Below are 21,518 nucleotides of genomic sequence, written 5' to 3'. Positions count from 1 at the left end.
CCTCCTAATTCAAAGTAGTAAGTCAAAAGAGACTGTCAATTACTCCTTCGGCACCTTGATGAAGGCCTGGCCGGGGTCGATCTCCTCGCGGATCAGCTTGATGATGTCGGGACCGGGGCCCTCCATCAGCTCGGCGCGGGACAGGTCAATCTCGAAGCCGGTGTTCTCCTGCACCATCTCGGGGGAGGAGAACGGATAGTAGTAAGCCAGGTACATCCGCTTGGTCTCCTCGTCAAACTTCATGATGCCCAGGTCGGTGACCACCATCTGGGGGCCGCGGTTGCCGGGCAGGCCGGCGCGCTCACGGCCGCCGGGGCCGTCCATCCAGCCGCAGGAGGTGATGTAGTCGATCTTCTCCATGAAGCGGCGCTTCTGGTGCTGCATCATGATGATGGTGTTGCAGTAGGTGGCGATGCCGTTGGCGCCGCCGGAGCCGGTGAACCGGGTCTGGGGCTTCACATAGTCGCCCTTGCCGTAGATGCAGGTGGAGTTCACGTTGCCGTAGGGGTCGATCTGAGCGCCGCCGATGAAGGCCACCAGGCGGTCCTCGTTGTGCAGCCACTCGTTGGCCTCAAAGCCCACGAAGCGCACGTTGGGCCACTGCACGGCGCAGTGGGCCATGAAGCGGTTGTCGCCCACGGAGCGGGGCACCTCCACGGGGGAGCAGTCCATCAGGCCGCTCTCCACGATGGGGTGGCAGGAGGGGCACACAGCCCGCTTGGCCAGGGAGGCGCCGATCAGGGGAAGGCCGGTGCCCACGATGACGATCTGATTCTCCTTGATGTTCTTGGCAATGGCGTAAGCCTGCATTTCCTGTTTGGTGTACTTGGTGTAATCAGACATTGTAATGTACCTCCCAACTCTTAGTGTCTGGTGGAATAACCCAGGTGGGGCTCGTTCTTCAGCCGCATCAGGCGGGAACCGCCGATCTTATCCAGCAGCTCGTCGTTGTCCTTCACGCTGTAGACCCACTTGTCCAGATAGTCCTTGAAGGTCTCGGGGATGGCGGTGCCGGCCTTGGCGTCCTCGGCGGCCTTGCGGGCCTTGGCGGCGGCGTCGGCCAGCTTGGCGTCCTCGGGCTTGGCGGCGGCGGCCTTCTCGGCCTTGACCGCGGCCTTCTCCAGCTGAGCCTTGGCATCCTCGGCGTCCTGATACTTGGAGGCCTTGTCGTACTCCTTCAGGGCGTGGGAGTCGTTGTCGTAGTAGTTGTAGCACTGAGAGGGCCAGGCGCCGTAGGGGCAGTGGACCACGGCGTTGACGCACTCGCCGAACACCTTGGTCAGGGTGGGATCGCGGCGGATGTACTCGTCGCTCACCAGCTCCTCGCAGGTGACGATGACCTTGCGGGCGGCCACGGCGATGTCCACGTCGTGGAACTCGTCGCCCTCGATGATGCAGGTGCCGTCGGGAGAGGCCTTCTGCACGTGGATGACGGCGGTGTCCAGCTTGGGCACGGGGACGGCGATGACCTTCTGGCCGGGCTCAAAGGGGTTCTCAATCTCCACGCACTTCAGGTCGTCCACCTTGTCCAGAGCCTTGCGCTGCTCCTCGCTGATGCCCCAGTACTTGACCAGGCCGGAGCCCTGCATCAGGCGCACGGGCAGGAAGGGCAGGCCCAGGGAGGCGGCGTGCAGCTGAAGCATGAGCACGTCCTGGGAGTAGTCCTCATAGGTCAGCTCGCCCTTCTCGATGGCGGCGCGGAAGCGGCGGGACACGTTGGTGTAGCCGGAATTGGCGGTGTAGCAGTTGATGTACGCCTTGACCCGGCCCTCGCCGATGAGCATGTCCCAGTCGCCGCCGGCAGGACCGGCCCAGACGGTGAAGTCCTTCTGGCCCTGGCGCAGGATCTCGCCCACCACGGCGTAGGGCTTCCGGTTGGTCGTAAAGCCGCCGAAGGAGATGCAGTCTCCGTCCTCGACGAATTTCGCGACCGCGTCGTGCAAGGTGTATACTTTGTTCATAGATAAAACCCCCATTACACTTATAGTTTTTGATGTACGGTGTTGGTTTCTGCGGACCGCCCCGCGGTCCAGAGTGATACGCGCGGTTCATCAGGGTCTAGTGTAGCACAAGATATGCAAGCGGTCTTTGGGGAACTTGGCAAAAAGTTTGCATATCTTCGCTTCCTGTGCTATAATATCACAGCCGACAAATCGGAGCAAGTCTTTTCCAGCTTTTTTGCCTGAATTGTACAATTTACCCATCGGAGGCCACCGGGTATGACCCAAATCGACTTTCACCTGCAGCTGAACCACAATGACAACTGGAGCATGAGCCGGCTGCATTTTCATGACTACTGTGAATTTCTCCTTCCCCTCACCAGTCCCGGCAACATTTTTGTCAACGACCAGGTCTATCCCCTGCGCCGGGGCACCCTCTATCTCATCGGGGAGAACACCCTCCACCGCACCATCGCCACCGGCTTTCACGCCCGCTATGTGCTCCACATCAGCCGGAAGGCCCTGTCCGCCCTGTCCACCCCCCAGACCGACTTCAGCCGGATGGCCCAGTCCGCCTTTCTCCGGGCAGACATGTCCAACGACCAGATGATCTCCCTCATCGAGCGCTTTCAGGCCCTGGAGCGCAACAAGAACGACGGCGCCTTCGGCAGCGACGTCCACCAGGCCATCGCCCTGCTGGACCTGCTCCTCCAGGTGGCCCCCATCCTGGACGCCGCCACCGCCGGGGACGCCGTCCGGAGCAAGGACTTTCTCCGGGTCTCCCCCATCCTGGACTACATCCGCGACCACCTGTCCGAGCCCCTCACCCTGGACCTGATCGCCGGACAGTTCTATCTCAGCAAGCACTACCTGTGCCGGATCTTCAAATCCGCCACCGGCTTCTCCGTGATGGAGTACATCATCTACAGCCGGGTACTCAAGGCCCGCCAGCTGTTAAAGGAGGGGGTCAGCGTCCAGCAGGCGGGGGAGCTGTCCGGCTTCTCCGACAACTCCCACTTTATCCGCACCTTCGGCCATCTCACCGGCACCTCCCCCGGCCGGTACGCCCGGGAGCACCAGGGGAGCGACGCCGCCCCCATCCTGGGCGCGGGGCTGAAAGAGTAGCCGTTCAAAACGTCAACATGTGCAAAACGCGGCCGGTTCGGAGCTCCGAACCGGCCGCGTCTGTTTCATTCTTTTTCTTCCTCCGGGGAGACGTCCTCCGTCTCCGCCGGGTTTTCTCCCTTCTCCGTCAGCCGGCGGCGCACGTCCCGCTTGATGAGGGCGTACACCACCGAGGCCACCGGCACGCTCAGGAGCACGCCCAGCAGGCCGAACAGCCCGCCGCCCACGGTCACCGCCGCCAGCACCCAGATGCCGGGCAGGCCGATGGAAGTCCCCACCACCCGGGGATAGATCACATTGCCCTCGATCTGCTGGAGCACCGCTAGGAAGATCAGGAAAATCAAGGCCCGCACCGGGTTGACCATCACCAGCAGGAAGGCGGACAGGATCGCCCCCACATAGGCCCCCGCCACCGGGATCAGGGCGGACACCCCGATGATGACCCCGATGAGGGCGGCGTAGTCCGGCTGAATGAACAGGGTCCCCAGGGCGCACAGCCCGCCCAGAATGCAGGCCTCGATGAGCTGACCGGAGACAAAGCTGGAGAAGATGTCGGCGGTGAGCTGGATCACATCGCTCACCCGGTCGGCCCACCGCTCCGGCAGATAGGCCCGCAGCAGCCGGCGGCCCTGGCTGAGCAGCTTCTCCTTTCCGGCCAGCATATAAATGGAAAACACCACCGCCAGCACCAGGGTCACAAACATGGAGATGATGTTCCCCGTCACCATCACCACCTGGGTGGCCGCATTGGACACGCTGGTCAGCACGCCGTTCAGGAATTCCCGCAGATACTGGTTCAGACTGGACAGGTCCAGGTCCACCGCCTCCCAGTCCAGATAGTCCGCCGCCTGGTTCAGCAGGGTCTGGAGGTTGGCAATATACCCCCCCAGGCTCCCGGCCAGCATCCGGATGCTCTCCACCACCTGAGGCAGCACAAAGGAGAACAGGGCCACAATGACCGCAATGAGGGCCAGATAGGAGGTGAGCACCGCCAGGGGCCTCCCCAGCTTTCTCCACCGCTTCCCCAGATTGCGCTCATAGTGCCGGCAGAAGAAGGCACAGGGCCGGTTCAGAATAAAGGCGATGGCAAACCCGATGAACAGCGGGCGGCAGCCGGACAGGATCTGTCCCAGCAGCCCGAAGATCCAGTCGCTGCGCATCAGGCCCAGCACCAGCAGAACAGTATAGGTGATGATCAGCAGAACGCTCCGCATCCATTGTTTCGGCATTTTGCGGCTCCCTCCTGGTCCGGCGGCGTTCCGCTCTTTCGGACGCGCCTTGTTTCCAAAATCGTTATCACTATACCATGCCCGCCTTCCGCCGTCAACATACCGCCTGTGTACATCTCTCCCGCCGCGGACATAAAAATCCCCGGCCGCGTGCCCGCGGCCGGGGCCCCAAGAGGGTGATGCCTGTCCCTTTGGGTGTCTGGTGGCCAGAGAGATTTCCAAAAGCCTGAGGTGTGGGGAAGAAAGCAGGGAGGTGTGAGGAGGGGGCTTTTTGTTCTCTCGTCTCTAACCACCCATAGATTAGCATACGCTAACTCTTTTGTCAACCCCAAATCGAAAATTTTTTGAACCAGCATGCCGCTCCCTCTGAACCGCTCCCCAGGTTTTCCGGCCGCGGAGGGAATCCCCCCGCTTTTCCTGGGAACGGCCCTATTTCTGAAGGTTTTCTTAACATTTCCTTAGCATTCGTGAAAACCACTTGTTTTCATCCCCCTCCCATGCTACCCTTCGGATGCAGGCGCCTCCCATGCGCCGAATCACAAAAAGGAGGACCTATTTCTATGAACCGTCCCTTCAAATCCGGTCTGCTGATCGCTGTCGGCCTGACCGCTGTTTTAGCCCTCTCCAGCTGCTCCATGCTGCGCCAATACCTGCCCGGCGGCCACGACCAGTCCGCGCAGTCCTCACAGTCCGCCCCGGACGCCTCCAGCAGCCAGAAGAACGAGGAGTACACCCTTCAGGGAACCCTGAACCAGATTGACACCGACTTGAAGTACCTGGTTCTCATCTCGGACGACCTGTACTTCCGCTTTGATTTCTCCGAATCTGACGCGGACCTGTCCGACCTGGCCCCCGGCGACTCGATCACCGTCACCTATACCGGCCCCCTGGAGCCGGACAGTGAGGACGTCACCGCCCAGCTGGTGTCCGTCACCAAGGACACCTGATTCAAACCGATCCAGTCTGACAGTCCCATAACGAAAACCGGCGCCCGGCTCTGTTTCCAGAGCCGGGCGCCGATATTTTTATTTTAATGAGTCAGGAGGCCTTGGGGACGGCGGGAACCGGCCGTCCGGCGGGCAGGAATCCCTCAAAGATCACCAGACATCCCTCCCGCTCCACCTGCTCCATGGTCTGCCGGCTCTGCACCGTCCAGCAGAACACGGGCAGCCGGTGAAGCCGCCGGCACAGCCACACCGCCGGGAGCATGCGGTGGGCCCAGTGAAAGGAGATAAAGTCCGGGCGGGTGAGGAAATTGGACAGCAGGTTGGTCATGGCGAAGGCCTGCCAGCCCTTCAGCTCCCCCCGGTGCCGCCAGAAGTTCTGGGACAGCTGCCCCCGGCAGATGTCCGGGCGGTGGCGCTTGAGCCAAAAGATCACCCCGGGATGGAAGGACTCGATGCAGTAATCCACCTGGCAGCGGTCCAGCACGGCCACCGCCTTCTTCACCAGCTCCCGCACGTCGAAGTAGTCCGCCTTCAGCTCCACCAGCAGAGGGGGACCGCCCTGGAACAGCCGCGCCGCCTCCTCCAGAGCCGGAACGGTCTCCTGCGTCCCCTCCAGCCGGCAGCGCTTCAGCTCCTCCATGGTCAGGTCGGACACCTCCGCGTCCACCCCGGCGGTGCGCTTCAGGCTCTTATCGTGGATCACCGCCAGCTGTCCGTCCTTTGTCAGGTGGACGTCCAGCTCCACTCCATACCCCAGCTCCCGAGCCCTGCGGAAGGCCGCCATGGAGTTCTCCGGGACGCCCAGCTCCCGGTTATGGAGGCCCCGGTGGGCGTACTGCACACTGCGGAACACGCCCCACTTGGGGTGGTTCCGCCGCCCCTCCGTCGCCAGCGCCCAAAAGGTCCCGCCCAGAACGGGCGTCAGCGCAAACGCCAGCAGCACCCAAAGCCACACCATGCCCTCACTCCTTTTTTATTCATTCGCGTCCCATCTTATCATTGCCGGGCCGCACTTGTAAAGAGGGCGCTGGGATATTTTATGCGGATTTTTACTAAAACACACACTTCTCTCCCAAAAAGAGGCCGCCGGCTCACTCCAGCTCCACCGTCACCGGCCAGCCCAGACCGCTGTCCTTCAAAAACCAGAGGGTCGTTGTCCAAGGAAGCTTTTCATCCAGAGGTTCCGGGAACAGCGCAAAGTCCTGGGTACCGCCGGCATTGTCCGTGATGATCAGAGTGTAGGCGGTATCCGCCGCCATGGGGACGGTCCACCCGTCCTCCAGGGCCAATGCTTCTTCGGCGGCGAGGATGTCCTCCGCCAGCAGAACGTGGTCCCCGCTGTACTGCCGGAGGGTGACGGAATTGGGCCGTGGGATGGGCTCGAAGTCCACAGAAAAGGACAGGCTGGCCTGTTCTGTCTCCACTCCGTTCACATTCGTTTTCTCCTGTATCTCCTGGCCAAAGCCGAAGCTGCCCCCCTGGCTGTCATAGCTGTTTCCGGCGTCCATGAGATAGACGGTCCCGTCCCCCATCTGCCGCACCTCCAGGGCCCGCCAGACGCCCCAGTCCCCGCCGTCCGCCGGCTTGCCGTAGTAGGCGGTTCCCGCCCAGCTGTAATCGGTCCCTCCGGCATCGTTGACGTGGGCGCTGTTTTCCTTCATGTCCAGCTGGCTCCCGAACAGGCGGACGGTATTATACCCGTCCTCCGCTCCATAATCCCGGTAGGTGAAGATGGGAAAGAAGAAAGACAGCCCGTCCAGGTCGGGAAAGACGTACTCCCCCTCCTCCGGCTCCTCCGCCGCCAGGATCATCCGGGGAGACGAGACGGAGCCGTATGCTCCAAGGTCCAGGGTCTCGCTGCCGTACTCGGTCCAGTGCTCGTCCACCAGATTTTCATAGACCTCCCCCTCAGAGCCGTAGATCAAATAGTAGCCGATGAACTCGTCCTGTTCCGGCCCCTCCTTCTCCGGCTGGGCCAGGCTGCACCCGGCCAGGGAGAAAATCAAGATAAGCGCCAGTCCGCCGGAAATCCAGTTACGTCCCCTCATGGTCCTCCTCCAATCGTCCGTCGAAGCGCAGGATGTCCCCCACGTCACAATTTAAATAGTAACAGATGCGGTTGATGGTGTGAAAGCGCACGCCGCTGGCCTTGCCGGAGCGGAGAATGGACAGATTTGCCTCCGTGATGCCCACCAGGGCGCACAGCTCCTTGGCGGTCATCCCCCGCTCCTTTAATATTTCACTTAAATGTACGGTGATGGCCAAACCTTTTCCTCCCTGCCTGTTGTAGGGCGCGGCGACCCGGCGCGCCGTTCTTTAAATAATGGAGTCGTTGTCCTCCTGGAGCTCCCGCCCCCGCTGGATACACCGGCACAGCAGGTACAGGGCGGCGGAGAGGATCAGCGGGATCAGCGGCAAGTCCAGGGAAAAGTGGAGTGTGGACAGCCGGGAGAACAGGGCCAGCTGGAGCAGGTTCTCCCCCAGGGCCAGGAGCAGGGAGGCGGACAGGGCCAGCCGGCACCGGCCGGCCACCGCCTGGCAGACCTGGACACTCTCCGGTCTAAAGGGGTCTTGGGACAGAACCGAGACCAGCCCGGCGGCCAGCGCCAGCATCCAGGCCCCCAGCAGAGAGGGAACCACATCCAGAACCGCCAAGGCAGTAAAGAAAACCAGGTTCCCGCTCTGATCAGGGAAAGTCCCCGAAAAGCCCAGCTCTGTCTCCGCCCACTGCCGGGCGGCGGAGACATCCCCCTGATCCCAAAGTCCAAACAGGTTCCCGCTCCCCCGGGCTGCGGCGGCGAACACCAGCAGGGCGGCACAGATGAGCAGCAATACCCGCAGCACCCCGGACAGCTTTTCCAGGGTTCCACCCTCCAGTCCCCTGAGTACCCTGAGGATCACCCAGGCGGCCAGAGCCGTCCCACAGACCGATCCCCAGGCCGCCAGCCCCCAGCCATCGGCGAGGGGCGAGGCTATCCAGCCGGGGTTTACCGCTCCGTAAAGCAGGCCCAACAGTCCCAAGGAGCTCACTGGCAGCAGGCAATCCTCCCAGCGGAGTCCTTCCCGTCCCCTTGGCAAAACTAGAAGGAGCAGGGGCAGGACGACAATCAAAAGAACCACACCCCAGGCCAGCAGGTTCCCTCCTGCTCCAGACAGGGATTGCTCCCGCAGCCAAAAGCCCAGCTCCTCCACTGGGGCAGTCAGAACCTCCGCCGCCTCTCCGGCGGGAACCAGAGGAACCGCCGCCCCCAGCAGGGCGGCACAGGCCAGCAGGGTCGGGATCTTCCAGCTCTGTTTCATGGCGGTGCCTCCTCCTAAAATTATTGTTTTACGATAATTCTGATTGTAGTATACCATAAAATTATCGTTTGTCAATAATTTTATAGGGTTTGACGAACCGACTCCGCCCCTGTGTTTTGTATAATTTCAGAATTTATTCATTCTTATATTCATATTTATTCAATATTTACGGAATTTTTTTGGCTTCCCTAGAATAATTATGCGAAAGAGGGGTTGCAATTCCATGCCCGGAGTGGTAAACTGTTGCCAATGACCGAGCCGGGCCTTCTTCCGCAGGGCCCGAACTCATATATTTGGAGGGAAACGAACATGTCTGAAATCAAGAAAATCGTGCTTGCCTATTCCGGCGGCCTGGATACGTCCATCATCATCCCCTGGCTGAAGGAGAACTACAACAACCCCGAGATCGTCGCCGTCTCCGCCGACGTGGGACAGGGGGACGAGCTGGACGGTCTGGAGGAGAAGGCCATCAAGACCGGCGCGTCCAAGCTGTACATTGAGGACCTCACCGACGAGATGGTGGACGAGGTCATCGTGCCCTCCATGATGATGGGGGCCAGCTATGAGGGCTACCTGCTGGGCACCGCCTTCGCCCGGCCGGTGATTGCCAAGCGGCTGGTGGAGATCGCCAAGAAGGAGAACGCCGACGCCATCTGCCACGGCTGCACCGGTAAGGGCAACGACCAGGTGCGGTTCGAGCTGGCCATCAAGCGCTTCGCCCCCGAGATGAAGATCATCGCCCCCTGGCGGGAGTGGGACATCAAGGGCCGTGACGAGGAGATCGACTACGCCGAGGCCCACAACGTCCCCCTGAAGATCAGCCGGGAGACCAACTACTCCAAAGACAAGAACCTGTGGCACCTGTCCCACGAGGGCCTGGACCTGGAGGACCCCGCCAACGAGCCTCAGTACGACAAGCCGGGCTTCCTGGAGATGGGCGTCTCCCCTGCCATGGCCCCTGACGCCCCCACCTACGTCACCCTGGACTTTGAGAAGGGCTGGCCCGTGGCCATCGACGGGGAGAAGATGAAGGCCAGCGACATCATCCGCAAGCTGAACAAGCTGGGCGGCGAGAACGGCATCGGCCTGCTGGACATCGTGGAGAACCGGTTAGTGGGCATGAAGGACCGGGGCGTGTACGAGACTCCCGGCGGCACCATCCTCTACAAGGCCCACGAGGTGCTGGAGATGATCACCCTGGACAAGGACACCAAGCACATGAAGACCAAGCTGGCGGTGGACTTCGCCGACCTGATCTACAACGGCAAGTGGTTCACCCCCCTGCGGGAGGCCCTCCAGGCCTTCGCCGTGGACACCCAGAAGCACGTCACCGGCACCGTGAAGCTGAAGCTCTACAAGGGCAACATCATCACCGCCGGCGTCACCTCCCCCGAGACCCTGTACTCCGAGAACCTGGTCACCTTCGAGGAGAGCGACTATAACCAGGACGATGCTACTGGCTTCATCAACCTGTGGGGTCTGCCCGATACCGTGCAGGCGCTGCGGGAGCAGGGGAAACTGAAATAATTCAGAAGGCAAAATGCAGAATGCAGAATGATTGCAACCGATTCTGCATTCTGCATTCTTAATTCTGCATTGAGAACGGAGAATGCAATATGAAATTATGGGCAGGAAGATTTCAAAAAGAGACAGACACACTGGTAAATGACTTTAACTCCTCCATCCAGTTTGACGCCCGGCTGTACAAGCAGGACATCGCCGGCTCCATCGCCCACGCCCAGATGCTGGGCAAGCAGGGCATCATCGAGGAGCACGAGGTGGAGGCCATTGTAGACGGCCTGAAGGCCATTCTGGCTGACATCGAGGCCGACAAGGTGGAGTTCTCTGTGGACAACGAGGACATCCACATGAACATCGAGACCCTGCTCACCCAGCGCATCGGCGACGCGGGCAAGCGCCTGCACACCGCCCGGTCCCGGAACGACCAGGTGGCGGTGGACACCCGGCTGTATGTGAAGCAGGAAATCCCCGTCATCATCGACCAGATTTTGAATCTGGAGCAGGTGCTGGTGGAGCGGGCCAAGGAGCACACCGACACCGTCATGCCCGGCTACACCCACCTGCAGCGGGCCCAGCCCACCACCTTCGGCCACTACATGATGGCCTACGCCAACATGTTCAAGCGGGACGTGACCCGACTGGAGGACTGCCTGGAGCGGCTGGACGAGTGCCCCCTGGGGGCCGGCGCTCTGGCCACCACCACCTATGACATCGACCGGTTCCAGACGGCCCAGGCCCTGGGCTTCAAAAAGCCCACCGACAACTCCATGGACTCGGTCTCCGACCGGGACTACGCCATCGAGCTGCTCAGTAATTTGTCTATCCTGATGATGCACCTGTCCCGGTTCTCCGAGGAGATCATCCTGTGGTGCTCCTGGGAGTTCAAGTTCGTGGACCTGGACGACGCCTACTCCACCGGCTCCTCCATCATGCCCCAGAAGAAGAACCCCGACGTGGCCGAGCTGGTCCGGGGCAAGACGGGCCGGGTGTACGGCGACCTCATTACCCTGCTGACCATGATGAAGGGCCTGCCCCTGGCCTACAACAAGGACATGCAGGAGGACAAGGAGGCCCTCTTTGACGCCATCGACACGGTGGAGGAGTGTCTGCCTGTGTTCGCCGCCATGGTAAACACCCTGTCGGTCCGCCGCCACAACATGGAGCGGGCGGCCGCCGGCGGCTTCATCAACGCCACCGACTGCGCCGACTACCTGGTAAAGAAGGGCATGCCCTTCCGGGAGGCCTATATGATCGTGGGCCGCCTGGTCAACCTGTGCATCAAGAACCACGAGACCCTGGACACCCTTACCCTCCGGGACTTCCGGGCCATCTCCGAGCTGTTCGACGAGGGCGTGTACGAGGCCATGGCTCTGAAAAACTGCGTCAACGGGAGAAAGGTCTATGGCGGGCCCTCCAAGGAGGCGGTTACCAAGCAGATTCAGCTCATCGAGGAGTTTATTGCCCAACGGAAGAAATAAGTTCTTAGAGGTGCCGCCCCTCTCCCCTCTCAGCCTTCCCCCTGGGGGCCGACTCCCCTTGTCAAGGGGAGATGGCCAAAGGCCAGAGGGGATAGGGATAGGTGCCCCAGTGCGCACACTGGGGCGGATGAGGGGACGATACAAGAGAGCTCTTCTTTAATTCCGGGGATGTTTCGCCGCCCCGGCGGCGAGTTCCTTTTCCACGTGGAAAAGGAACCAAAAGACGCCAGGGGGCAGGCTCAGATGAGCGCTCCGCGCTCATATTCGCCCGTCCCCTGGACCCCTATTTACGGGGGCCGCCAATTAGGCAAACTGATCTGCCGTCGCAAAGGCGCGGACAGCTCAGCTGACTGGTTTTCCTTCTATAACCGCTGCCGCTGAGCGTTCAATAACCTTCACGTGGCAGTTCTCCCGGTGGAAAGCGCGCCTTTGTTGTGGTGGGGCTCAAGTGCAGCTCAGAGGGACGGCAGGAGGGGCAAGCCCCTCCCCTACGGGTTTCCAGAAACGGTCCTTGATCTGGGTAGGGGAGCCCCTTGGGGCTCCCGCCGCCAATGAATCTGTTTCGTTGGCTCGGCAAAGCCAGGGACAGTTGTGGAACCGCACTGGCTATAATTTTCCACCCAAATAGGCCGCCGAAGGCGGCCCCCAACGCAAAGCCCAGCGTAGCGGGTTTGCGTTGGAGAGGAGGAGCGATGGAGTGAGCGAGCTTTGCCCGATCCGGGCGAAGCGAGGGATACGAAATCCGCGACGACGAAGTGGGCCGGTAGAAATCTCGGACCGCCACTCAGATTTTGCGCGCCGGAAGTGCTGCAAAATCCAGCAGGTACGCGTTCCCCGCAACGGGGTCCGGGGAAAGGCGACTATGAGCACGAAGTGCTCATCCGGAGCCGTACCCGGCGGCGTTTTGGTGACTTTGCCGCCGCGGGCAAAGTCACTCGCCGCCCGCAGGCGGCGAAATCTCCTGCGCATTTGTTATAAAATTCAGGGAGGTGAACACCCACGAACAGACCTAAAATTTTTATCGATGGCAAAGGCGGCGTAGTGGGCGCCAAGATCTACGAGCTGCTGTCCCAGCGGGACGACCTGGAGTTTCTCATCATCGACCCGGACAAGCGCCGGGACGTGGAGGAGCGAAAGAAGTTTCTGAACGCCGCCGACCTGGTCCTCCTGTGTCTTCCGGAGGACACCGCCAGAGAGACCATCCCCCTGGTGGAGAACCCCAACACCCGGATTCTGGACACCTCCCCCGCCCACCGCACCGAGCCGGGCTGGGTGTACGGCTTCGCTGAGCTGCTGCCGGGCCAGCGTCAGCGCATCCGCTTCTCCAAGCGGGTGTCCAACCCGGGCTGTCACGCCTCTGGCTTCCTGTCCACCGTGGCTCCCCTGGTGAAGCTGGGCATCCTGCCCCCGGACTACCCGGTCTCCTGTTTCTCCATCACCGGCTACTCCGGCGGCGGCAAGGAGATGATCGCCGAGTTCCAGGACCCCGGCCGGGACGCGGCCCTGGCCTGCCCCAGCCTCTACTCCCTGGGGCTGCGGCACAACCACTTGAACGAGATGCAGCACATCGCCGGGCTCACCGCCCCGCCGGTGTTCACCCCCATTTTAAGCGACATGTACAGCGGCATGTCCACCTCGGTCCCCCTGCAGAACCGGCTGCTGAAAGGACACCCCTCGGCCCAGGATATCTGCGAGATGCTCGCCTCCTACTATGAGGGGCAGACGCTGGTGTCCGTGGCCCCCTTCGGGAGCCAGGGTCCCCGCCTGAACTCCGGCGCCTTCGCCGGCAGCAGCCGCCTGGAGATCACCGTGTGCGGACACGAGGAACAGACCCTGCTCACCGCCCGGTTCGACAACCTGGGCAAGGGGGTGGCGGCCGCCGCCATTCAAAATTTAAACCTGATGCTGGGCTTTGACGAGACCGCGGGGATTCCCCTGTGACCGGCTTTCCCACATCTGACTAGGAGGTAAACGCTATGTCCAATACCCATCTGGATCGGGCCACCATTCTCACCGAGGCCCTGCCCTACATCCAGCGCTACAACGGCAAGATCGTCGTGGTCAACTGCGGCGGCGTGGCCATGAACCAGGAGCTGCGGGACGCCGTAGCCACCGACATCACCCTGCTCCGCCTGGTGGGCGTCAAGGTGGTGCTGGTCCACGGCATCGGCCCCGAGGTGCGCCAGGCCCTGAAGGACGCCGGGAAGGAGCTGCCCGTGGTGGACGGCTTCCCCCAGGTAAATGAGAATGCCATCGACCTGGTGCAGGAGACCCTGTGCGGCAAGGTGAACAAGACTCTGGTGGCCACCCTGAACAAGCTGGGCGCCAAGGCCATCGGCCTGTGCGGCATTGACGGCGGCTTCCTCACCGCCAAGTCCGCCGGCGGGGACCACCCCTGCACCGGCGAGCTGGTCCAGGTGGACGGCGGCCTTCTGGAGGACTTCCTGTCCAAGGGCTACACCCCCGTGGTGGCCACCATCGCCCAGGGGGCCGAGGACCCCACCCAGGTGTACAGCGTCAGCGCCAACCACACCGCCGCCAAGCTGGCGGTGGCTCTGAAGGCGGAGAAGCTCATCCACCTGGTGGCGGCCGAACAGCTGCTCCACACCCCCGAGTCCCCGGACGCCCCCATCCCGGTGCTCCCCCTGTCCCAGGTGCCCGCCCTCATCCGCAACGGGACCATCCCGGCGGACATGGCCGGCAAGGTGAACTTCAGCGTGGAGGCGGTGCGCTCCGGCGTCAAATCCGCCACCCTGCTGGACGGGAGCGTCCCCCACGCCATTCTGCTGGAGCTGCTGTCCGACGAGGGCATCGGCACCATGCTGACCCACTAAGAAGAGGTGACCGAAGATGAAAAAAGATTTGCTCAAGCTGCTGGATCTGACGGGTGAGGAGATTCTCAAGATCCTGGACACGGCGGACCAGCTGAAATTCAGCCAGAAGCACGGCATCCCCCACGACAAGCTCAAGGGCAAGACCCTGGCCATGATCTTTGAGAAGAACTCCACCCGCACCCGCGTCTCCTTCGAGACCGGCATGTATCAGCTGGGGGGCCACGCCCTGTTCCTGTCCAGCAAGGAGAGCCAGATCGGCCGGGGCGAGCCGGTGGAGGACACCGCCCGGGTGCTCCTGCGCTACTGTGACGGCATTATGATCCGCACCTTCGCCCAGGAGGAGGTGGAGACTCTGGCCGCCCACGCCAACATCCCCGTCATCAACGGCCTCACCGACTTCTGCCACCCCTGCCAGGTGCTGGCCGACCTGATGACCGTCCGGGAGCACAAGGCGGTGCTGGAGGGCCTGAAGATGTGCTACATCGGCGACGGCAACAACATGGCCAACTCCCTCATCGTGGGCGGCCTGAAGGTGGGCATGGAGGTGTCCGTGGCCTGCCCCGAGGGCTATGACCCCCATCCGGACGTGCTGGCCTTTGCCCAGAGCGACCCCAGCTTCAAGTTCACCCTCTGCCGCGACCCCAAAGAGGCCGCCGTGGGCGCCGACGTGGTGTTCACTGACGTGTGGGCCTCCATGGGCCAGGAGGAGGAGAAGGCCGTCCGTGAGAAGGCCTTTGTGGGCTATCAGGTGAACAAGGAGCTGATGGCCCTCACCAACCCCGGCTGCATGGTGCAGCACTGCCTGCCCGCCCACCGGGGGGAGGAGATCACCGCCGACGTGTTCGAGGAGCACGCCGAGGAGATCTTCGACGAGGCGGAGAACCGCCTCCACGCCCAGAAGGCGGTCATGTATCTGCTCATGGGCGGCGAGGACTGAGCGTTTCCCTCCCCCGCCCGCGCCTCTGTCCCCAGGGGACGGGGCGCAGGCGGGAAATATGAAAATTTTATAAAAAAATGGACTCCGCCTGTACCGGGCGGAGTTTTTTTGCTATGATAATGTCTGTTGAATCAGCCGTACAGTTTCTCTTACAACCGCCGAAACCGGCGGTATGGTCTTTGACCCAAGACAGAAGGAGCGCCCTATGAAACACCCGGACATTCTCAAACAACTCACACTGGAACAAAAAGTCGCCCTCCTCTCGGGGAAGGACGTGTGGAGCACCTACGCCTTTCCCCAGGCGGGGGTGCCCTCCATGGTGATGTCCGACGGCCCCCACGGCCTGCGGCGGCAGCTGGGCCGGGGGGACCATCTGGGCCAGCTCCCCAGCCAGCCGGCCACCTGCTTCCCCACCGCCGCCTGTCTGGCGGGGAGCTGGGACCCGGCGCTGCTGGAGGAGGTGGGCCGCGCCCTGGGCACAGAGGCCGCTGCCCAGGGGGTGCACATGCTCCTGGGGCCGGGGATGAACCTGAAGCGCAGCCCCCTGGGGGGGAGGAACTTTGAGTACTTCTCCGAGGACCCCTATCTGTCCGGCAAGCTCTCCGCCGCCCTGGTGCGGGGCGTTCAGTCCCAGGGGGCGGCCGCCTGTATCAAGCACTTCGCCGCCAACAGCCAAGAGCTGCTGCGCATGACCAGCGACAGCGTGGTGGACGAGCGCACCCTGCGTGAGCTGTACCTCACCGGCTTTGAGATCGCCGTGAAGGAGGGCCGCCCCCTGGGGGTCATGTCCTCCTACAACCGGGTGAACGGCACCTACGCCAACGAAAATCCCCACCTGCTCACCGAAATTCTCCGGGAGGAGTGGGGGTTCACAGGCATGGTGGTCACCGACTGGGGGGCCTGCAACCGTCAGGTGGACGGCCTGAAGGCGGGGAGCAACCTGGAGATGCCCGGCACCCAGGGGGACAGCGACCGGGAGGTGCTCTCTGCCCTGGACCGTGGGGAACTCACCGAGGACGTGATCGACCGGCGGGTGGACGAGCTGCTGGACGTAGTGCTGGCCACCACCGAAGCCGCCCGAACCGCCCCCAAGCACTTTGACGAGGCGTCCCACCATACCCTGGCCCGCCGGGCGGCGGCGGAGAGCGCGGTGCTGCTGAAAAATGAGGGCGGGTTTCTCCCCCTGGCCCCAGGGACCAAAGTCGCGGTGCTGGGGGATTTAGCCCTGGAGCCCCGGTATCAGGGAGCGGGCTCCTCCCTGGTCCGCCCCACCCGGCTGGACCGGCCCCTGGACTGTCTGAAGGAGAGCGGCCTAAACGTCATCGGCCACGCCAAGGCCTACCGCCGGAACGGCCAGCCCTCGGAGCACCTGGAGCGGGAGGCGGCGGAGCTGGCCCGTCAGGCGGAAGCGGTCATCCTCTTTCTGGGCATCCCCGAGTGCTTTGAGAGCGAGGGGCTGGACCGGGACCACCTGGCCCTGCCGGACAACCAGGTCCGCGCCCTGGAGGCGGTGGCACAGGCCAACCCCAACGTGGCCGTGGTGCTGGCGGGGGGCGGCGCGCTGGAGCTGCCCTGGCTGGACCGGTGTAAGGCCCTGCTCCACGGGTACCTGGGGGGTCAGGCAGGGGCGGGGGCCGCCGCCGACCTGCTCACCGGGAAGGTGGACCCCTCCGGCCGCCTGGCGGAGACCTTCCCCCTGGTCCTGGCCGACGCCCCCAACGCCCGGTACTTCCCGGGGCGGGAGCGGACGGCGGAGTACCGGGAGGGGCTGTTTGTGGGCTACCGGTACTACCAGACCGTTGGGAAACCCGTGGCCTTCCCCTTCGGCTTCGGCCTGAGCTACACCACCTTCGCCTATTCGGATTTGAGTGTCCGCCGGGACGGGGTCTCCTTCACCCTCACCAACACCGGGACACGGGCGGGGTCGGAGGTGGCCCAGGTGTACCTTACCGGCCCCCGGGACCGGGTGTTCCGCCCCGCTTTGGAGCTGAAGGGGTTTCAGAAGCTCACCCTCCAGCCGGGGGAGAGCCGGCGGGTGGCCATCCCCCTGGACGGGTACGCCTTCCGGTGGTTCAACCCCAGGACCAATCAGTGGGAGGTGGAGGGGGGCGCCTACCGCATCTCCGTGGGCCCCAACGCCGGGGACCTGCCCCTGTCCGCCGCTCTGGAAGTAGCGGGGACCGACCCGGGGGCGGTGTACGACAAGAAAACCCTGGCCTGCTACTTCTCCGGCCAGGTGGAGGACGTGCCGGACGAGGCTTTCGAGACACTGCTGGGCCGCCCCATCCCGGAGGCCAAATGGGACCGGAGCGCCCCCCTCACCCTGGAGGACAGTTTTTACCAGCTGTCCTACGCCAGGGGGCGGGCGGCCCGGTTTGCCAACTGGGTGCTGGGCCGCATGGCCAAGCGGAAGGCCAGGCTGGGGGAGCCCGATCCGGTGTCCCTGTTTATCCGCAACATGCCCTTCCGGGGGCTGGTGAAGCTGTCCAACGGGCTGGCGGACACAAAATTTGCCCTGGGGGCGCTGGACATGGCCAACGGCCACGGGTTCCGGGGATTTTTCCGGGCCCTGTCCGCCTTTGTCTCCGCCCGGCTGGAGCACCGGCGGAGAAGGAAACGCCTGGGGCTGTGAGCCTCACTCCACCTGGTACAGCCGCCCGGCGTAGGGCGGGAGGGTGAGGCGGAGACAGCCGCGCTCCGCCGTGGGGACCTCCGACTCCCCCTGGGCGCTGCCCCCGAAGGCGGCGCTGTCGCTGTCCAGCAGCGGCCGGAGACGGGCGGCTCCGCTCCAGTCAAGGGCGAGGTCCTGCTCCCGGTCCAGGAAGTTGAACGCCGCCAGCAGCCGCTGGCCGTCCCCCTCCCGCAGGAAAGCGAACAGGCCGTCCTCCCCCCGCCGGAGCCAGGTGAAGAACCCCTCCCCCTCGTCCCGCCACAGGGCGGGGGCGGTGAGGTATAAGTGGTTCAGCGCCCTGTGGAAGGCCAGGAACCCTCCGTGGAGGGGGTAGTCCAATAAATTCCAGTCCTGCTCCCGGCCCTCGTCCCACTCCCGGAAGTGGCCCAGCTCGTTGCCCATGAAGTTCAGCTTCTTCCCCGGGTGGGCGAACATATAGAGGTAGAGGGCCCGGGCCTGGGGGAATTTTCCCTCATAGTTCCCGTGCATCTTCTGCAAAATGGTGGCCTTGCCGTGGACCACCTCGTCGTGGGACAGGGGGAGCAGATAGCGCTCGTTGGCAAAGTAGTCCATGGAGAAAGTGAGCTTTCCCCCTTGACCGGCCCGCTCCTCCGGCGGGGCCTGGAAGTAGGAGAGGGTGTCGTGCATCCACCCCAGGTCCCACTTCAGGTCAAAGCCCAGTCCGCCCTCCTCCGCCGGGCGGGTGACGCCGGGGTAGGCGGAGGAGTCCTCAGCCACCAGCAGGGCGTGGGGACAGCGCTCCTTCAACCCCCGGTTCAGCGCCCGGAGGAACTGGAGGCCCCCCTGGTTCTCCCCCCGGGCGGGCTCCCCGTTCCAGTAGATCAGATTGCGCACCGCGTCCACCCGCAGGCCGTCAAAGTGGTACTCCTCAAGCCAGAAGCGAGCGGCGGAGTTGAGGAAGCTGCGCACCTCCCCCCGGGAGTGCATGAAGCTGCAGCTGCCCCAGGCGCTGTTTCCCACGTCTGGACTGGGGTACTGGTACAGGGCGGTGCCGTCATAGTTCCACAGCCCGTAGTCGTCCACGGCGAAGTGGGCGGGGACAAAGTCCAGCAGGACGGCCAGTCCCGCTCGATGGCACTGGTCCACCAGATATTTCAGGTCGTCCGGGGTGCCGTACCGGGAGGTGGGGCTGAAAAAGCCGGTGATCTGATACCCCCAGGAGGAGTCGCTGGGGTGCTCGGCCAGGGGGAGAAACTCCAGGGCGTTGTACCCCATTTCCCTGGCGTAGGAGATCAGCTGCCCCGCCAGCTCCCGGTAGGTGTACCACCCCCCGTCCGGCTTCCGCCGCCAGGAGCCCAGGTGGACCTCATAGACGTTCAGAGGGCCCTCCCGCCAGTTTTTGGGTCGGCTCCGCCAGCCCCGGTCCTGGAAGGAGTAGGCGGACTGGTCCCACAGAATGGAGGCGCTGTTGGGGCGCAGCTCCATATAGAAGCCGTAGGGGTCGCAGTGGTCCAGGCACCGGCCGCCCCGGGTGTAGATGCGGTACTTGTACATCATGCCCGCCCGGGCCCCGGGGACGGAGCACTCCCAGAAGTTCCCGTCGTGGACCCGCTCCATGGGGAGCTCCTCCCAGCCGCTGAACTCCCCGATGAGGGAGATTTTCTCCGCCGACGGGGCGAAGGTGCGGAACACCGCCCCCTCCTCGGTCAGATGGCCCCCCAGATATTCATATGCGTCAAAGGACGCACCGGTATAAAAGGCATGGAACTCCATGGCGTACCTCCCATGTCAAAGGGTGAGATGGATCGCTTTCACCATACCAGACCCGCCGCCGGGTTGGCCAGCGGCGATTTCCTACAAACGTCGGTTATCCGACTCTTTTGCAAAAGAGTCGGCAGAAGGAGGCAGAACTTTGGACCTGCGTGTGAAAAAAACGGAAGGAAGCATCCAGCAGGCCTTTCTGGACCTGCGGCGGCAGAAGCCCCTGGAGAAGATCACGGTGAAGGAGCTGTGCCAGAGGGCGGCCATCCACAAGTCCACCTTTTACAGCCACTACGAGGATCTGTACGCCCTGTCCGACGCCCTGGAGACCCAGGTGGTGGAGCAGGTGATCTTCGGCCTGCACCACCCGGAGTACGTCTTTGAGCGGCCCGCCCAGTTCACCCGGGAGCTGTTTCAGGGCTATCGGGCCCAGGACGAGCGGATCCAGATCCTGTTCTCCGGCAGCCGGTCGGGGCGGATGGTGGAGAAGGTGGAGGAGAGCGTCAAGCAGCTGGTATTCCGGCAGCACCCGGAGTATGCCCGGAATCCGGACATGCATATTTTCCTCAGCTACACGGTCTACGGGGGCTACCACGCCTATATCCGCAGCCGGGACCTCCCCCGGGAGCAGGTAGTGGAGCTCATCAGCCAGCTGTCCGAGCGCGGGAAGGATCTGCTGGACCAGCGGGCGGGCCGCCCCGCTCCCCTTGCGCCGGAGGAGCGCGGGTGATACAATAGGCCCAAAGAGGTGGTATGCGTGAAGCGCTGTATTGCCCTGACTGGAATCGCGGCGGAGATCAAATAACAGTCAGGAGGTTTTTTGATGGCGATTCCAGAGAAGGAAATTTACCCCCGCACCGGGGACCGGCAGACCATTTACTTGAAACCGGTGATCACAGCTCCCAATATCACCGTGGGCGAATACACCATGTACAACGATTTTGTTCACGACCCCACGGAATTTCAGACCAACAACGTACTGTACCACTATCCCGTCAACGGGGACAGGCTGACCATCGGGAAGTTCTGCTCCATCGCCTGCGGGGCAAAGTTTCTCTTTACCAGCGCCAACCACACCATGCGCTCCCTGTCCACCTACCCCTTCCCCTTGTTCTTTGATGAGTGGGGGCTGGAGAAGTCCCGCGTCACCGACGCCTGGGACAACCGGGGGGACATCACGGTGGGAAACGACGTGTGGATCGGCTATGAGGCGGTGATTTTATCCGGCGTCACCATCGGGGACGGGGCCATTATCGGAGCCCGGGCGGTGGTCACCCGGGACGTACCCCCCTATACCATTGTGGGCGGCGTGCCCGCTAAACCCATCCGCCCCCGGTTTGATCCGGAGACCACCGCCGCCCTGCTGGAGCTGCGCTGGTGGGACTGGCCGAGGGAGCGCATCCGGCGCAATCTGCCCGCCATTCAGGCCGGGCGGCTGGACCTGCTCCAATAGGGACCGCTCCCGGGTTTTCCGGCACTTTGGATACATAAAAATGCGCCCCTTCCGGCAAACTAGGCCGGAAGGGGTGTTTTTGTATGGAAAAAAGCGGGAAGCTGCGCCATGCCCTGTCCGGGGCGGCGGCGGGGCTGACCAACGGATTTTTCGGGGGCGGGGGCGGCTCGGTGCTGGTGCCCCTGCTCACCCGGGTGTGCGGCCTGAGCCAGCGGCAGGCCTTCGCCACCTCGGTGGCGGTGATCCTCCCCCTGTGCGTGCTGTCGGCGGCCGTCTACCTGTTCCGGGGCGGCCTGGACCTGACGGCGGCCCTCCCCTACCTGATCGGGGGCGCCGCGGGGGCTGTCTCTTATACACATCT

19 protein-coding genes are annotated in these 21,518 nt (G+C 63.2%); 11 read left to right on the top strand and 8 right to left on the bottom strand.

The genetic code is table 11. The annotated features are described in order from the left end of the window. Positions 1-39: 39 nt before the first annotated feature. A complete protein-coding gene (gene gctB, locus H6B31_RS12450; protein ID WP_204898821.1) occupies positions 40-843 on the bottom strand; it encodes a glutaconate CoA-transferase subunit B in 804 nt (267 codons plus the stop codon). A 20-nt stretch (positions 844-863) separates the two neighbouring features. Then, positions 864-1,961, bottom strand: a complete 1,098-nt coding sequence (locus tag H6B31_RS12445; protein ID WP_204898820.1) for a CoA transferase subunit A — start codon at positions 1,959-1,961, stop codon at positions 864-866. Between the two features lie 258 nt (positions 1,962-2,219). Between H6B31_RS12445 and H6B31_RS12440 the strand changes: the two genes are divergently transcribed. Then, positions 2,220-3,065, top strand: coding sequence for an AraC family transcriptional regulator (locus tag H6B31_RS12440; RefSeq protein ID WP_204898819.1), 846 nt, complete (start codon positions 2,220-2,222; stop codon positions 3,063-3,065). 65 nt (positions 3,066-3,130) lie between these two features. Here H6B31_RS12440 and H6B31_RS12435 read toward each other — a convergent pair whose 3' ends face one another. After that, on the bottom strand, positions 3,131-4,294 hold the full coding sequence (locus H6B31_RS12435; RefSeq protein ID WP_204898818.1) for an AI-2E family transporter: 1,164 nt from the start codon (positions 4,292-4,294) through the stop codon (positions 3,131-3,133). Between the two features lie 560 nt (positions 4,295-4,854). Here H6B31_RS12435 and H6B31_RS12430 point away from each other — a divergent pair. Next, a complete protein-coding gene (locus H6B31_RS12430; protein ID WP_204898817.1) occupies positions 4,855-5,241 on the top strand; it encodes a hypothetical protein in 387 nt (128 codons plus the stop codon). Between the two features lie 91 nt (positions 5,242-5,332). Here H6B31_RS12430 and H6B31_RS12425 read toward each other — a convergent pair whose 3' ends face one another. The 4 genes from H6B31_RS12425 to H6B31_RS12410 form a co-directional block, all read right to left on the bottom strand. Further along, positions 5,333-6,199, bottom strand: a complete 867-nt coding sequence (locus tag H6B31_RS12425) for a glycerophosphodiester phosphodiesterase family protein (protein ID WP_204898816.1) — start codon at positions 6,197-6,199, stop codon at positions 5,333-5,335. A gap of 133 nt (positions 6,200-6,332) precedes the next feature. Next, positions 6,333-7,289, bottom strand: a complete 957-nt coding sequence (locus H6B31_RS12420; protein ID WP_204898815.1) for a hypothetical protein — start codon at positions 7,287-7,289, stop codon at positions 6,333-6,335. Continuing rightward, positions 7,276-7,506, bottom strand: a complete 231-nt coding sequence (locus H6B31_RS12415; protein WP_204898814.1) for a helix-turn-helix domain-containing protein — start codon at positions 7,504-7,506, stop codon at positions 7,276-7,278. Before H6B31_RS12415 ends, H6B31_RS12420 begins: the two co-directional genes overlap by 14 nt. 51 nt (positions 7,507-7,557) lie before the next feature. Further along, positions 7,558-8,541 (bottom strand): hypothetical protein, encoded by a 984-nt coding sequence (locus H6B31_RS12410; RefSeq protein ID WP_204898813.1) that lies wholly within the window; start codon positions 8,539-8,541, stop codon positions 7,558-7,560. A 309-nt stretch (positions 8,542-8,850) separates the two neighbouring features. On the opposite strand from H6B31_RS12410, the gene H6B31_RS12405 reads away from it, so the two are divergent. From H6B31_RS12405 to H6B31_RS12380, 6 genes are all read left to right on the top strand, one after another. Then, the gene (locus H6B31_RS12405; RefSeq protein WP_204898812.1) at positions 8,851-10,068 is read left to right on the top strand and encodes an argininosuccinate synthase; all 1,218 of its coding nucleotides are present in this window, start codon (positions 8,851-8,853) and stop codon (positions 10,066-10,068) included. An 89-nt stretch (positions 10,069-10,157) separates the two neighbouring features. Then, a complete protein-coding gene (gene argH / locus H6B31_RS12400) occupies positions 10,158-11,540 on the top strand; it encodes an argininosuccinate lyase (RefSeq protein WP_204898811.1) in 1,383 nt (460 codons plus the stop codon). Between the two features lie 1,041 nt (positions 11,541-12,581). After that, positions 12,582-13,481, top strand: a complete 900-nt coding sequence (gene argC, locus H6B31_RS12395) for an N-acetyl-gamma-glutamyl-phosphate reductase (protein ID WP_346014077.1) — start codon at positions 12,582-12,584, stop codon at positions 13,479-13,481. Between the two features lie 35 nt (positions 13,482-13,516). Then, complete coding sequence (gene argB, locus H6B31_RS12390) at positions 13,517-14,374, top strand: acetylglutamate kinase (RefSeq protein ID WP_204898810.1); 858 nt, start codon at positions 13,517-13,519, stop codon at positions 14,372-14,374. 16 nt (positions 14,375-14,390) lie between these two features. Further along, positions 14,391-15,311 carry an ornithine carbamoyltransferase gene (argF, locus tag H6B31_RS12385; protein ID WP_204898809.1) on the top strand — a complete coding sequence of 307 codons (921 nt, stop codon included), beginning with the start codon at positions 14,391-14,393 and terminating at the stop codon, positions 15,309-15,311. Positions 15,312-15,516: 205 nt separating this feature from the next. Continuing rightward, positions 15,517-17,943 carry a glycoside hydrolase family 3 C-terminal domain-containing protein gene (locus tag H6B31_RS12380; protein ID WP_204898808.1) on the top strand — a complete coding sequence of 809 codons (2,427 nt, stop codon included), beginning with the start codon at positions 15,517-15,519 and terminating at the stop codon, positions 17,941-17,943. 3 nt (positions 17,944-17,946) lie between these two features. On the opposite strand, the gene glgB is transcribed toward H6B31_RS12380, so the two are convergent. Further along, complete coding sequence (gene glgB, locus H6B31_RS12375; RefSeq protein WP_204898807.1) at positions 17,947-19,716, bottom strand: 1,4-alpha-glucan branching protein GlgB; 1,770 nt, start codon at positions 19,714-19,716, stop codon at positions 17,947-17,949. A gap of 151 nt (positions 19,717-19,867) precedes the next feature. On the opposite strand from glgB, the gene H6B31_RS12370 reads away from it, so the two are divergent. From H6B31_RS12370 to H6B31_RS12360, 3 genes are all read left to right on the top strand, one after another. After that, positions 19,868-20,434: a TetR/AcrR family transcriptional regulator gene (locus H6B31_RS12370; RefSeq protein WP_346014076.1), complete on the top strand. Its 567-nt coding sequence runs from the start codon at positions 19,868-19,870 to the stop codon at positions 20,432-20,434. Between the two features lie 93 nt (positions 20,435-20,527). Continuing rightward, complete coding sequence (locus tag H6B31_RS12365; protein WP_204898805.1) at positions 20,528-21,157, top strand: CatB-related O-acetyltransferase; 630 nt, start codon at positions 20,528-20,530, stop codon at positions 21,155-21,157. Positions 21,158-21,240: 83 nt separating this feature from the next. Next, on the top strand, positions 21,241-21,518 hold a 278-nt coding region (locus H6B31_RS12360), incomplete at its 3' end, for a TSUP family transporter (RefSeq protein ID WP_204898804.1).

It is taken from the genome of Pseudoflavonifractor capillosus, assembly GCF_016899775.1.
Lineage (GTDB): Bacteria > Bacillota > Clostridia > Oscillospirales > Oscillospiraceae > Lawsonibacter.
This window is presented reverse-complemented; position numbering and strand designations above follow the sequence as displayed.

Coding starts and splice junctions, on each gene's coding strand:
- H6B31_RS12430 (WP_204898817.1), top strand. CDS start 4,855: ATGAACCGTCCCTTCAAATCCGGTCTGCTGATCGCTGTCGGCCTGACC.
- H6B31_RS12445 (WP_204898820.1), bottom strand. CDS start 1,961: ATGAACAAAGTATACACCTTGCACGACGCGGTCGCGAAATTCGTCGAG.
- gctB (WP_204898821.1), bottom strand. CDS start 843: ATGTCTGATTACACCAAGTACACCAAACAGGAAATGCAGGCTTACGCC.
- H6B31_RS12420 (WP_204898815.1), bottom strand. CDS start 7,289: ATGAGGGGACGTAACTGGATTTCCGGCGGACTGGCGCTTATCTTGATT.
- H6B31_RS12440 (WP_204898819.1), top strand. CDS start 2,220: ATGACCCAAATCGACTTTCACCTGCAGCTGAACCACAATGACAACTGG.
- H6B31_RS12380 (WP_204898808.1), top strand. CDS start 15,517: ATGAAACACCCGGACATTCTCAAACAACTCACACTGGAACAAAAAGTC.
- argF (WP_204898809.1), top strand. CDS start 14,391: ATGAAAAAAGATTTGCTCAAGCTGCTGGATCTGACGGGTGAGGAGATT.
- argH (WP_204898811.1), top strand. CDS start 10,158: ATGAAATTATGGGCAGGAAGATTTCAAAAAGAGACAGACACACTGGTA.
- H6B31_RS12435 (WP_204898818.1), bottom strand. CDS start 4,294: ATGCCGAAACAATGGATGCGGAGCGTTCTGCTGATCATCACCTATACT.
- H6B31_RS12405 (WP_204898812.1), top strand. CDS start 8,851: ATGTCTGAAATCAAGAAAATCGTGCTTGCCTATTCCGGCGGCCTGGAT.
- H6B31_RS12425 (WP_204898816.1), bottom strand. CDS start 6,199: ATGGTGTGGCTTTGGGTGCTGCTGGCGTTTGCGCTGACGCCCGTTCTG.
- H6B31_RS12410 (WP_204898813.1), bottom strand. CDS start 8,541: ATGAAACAGAGCTGGAAGATCCCGACCCTGCTGGCCTGTGCCGCCCTG.
- H6B31_RS12365 (WP_204898805.1), top strand. CDS start 20,528: ATGGCGATTCCAGAGAAGGAAATTTACCCCCGCACCGGGGACCGGCAG.
- glgB (WP_204898807.1), bottom strand. CDS start 19,716: ATGGAGTTCCATGCCTTTTATACCGGTGCGTCCTTTGACGCATATGAA.
- argB (WP_204898810.1), top strand. CDS start 13,517: ATGTCCAATACCCATCTGGATCGGGCCACCATTCTCACCGAGGCCCTG.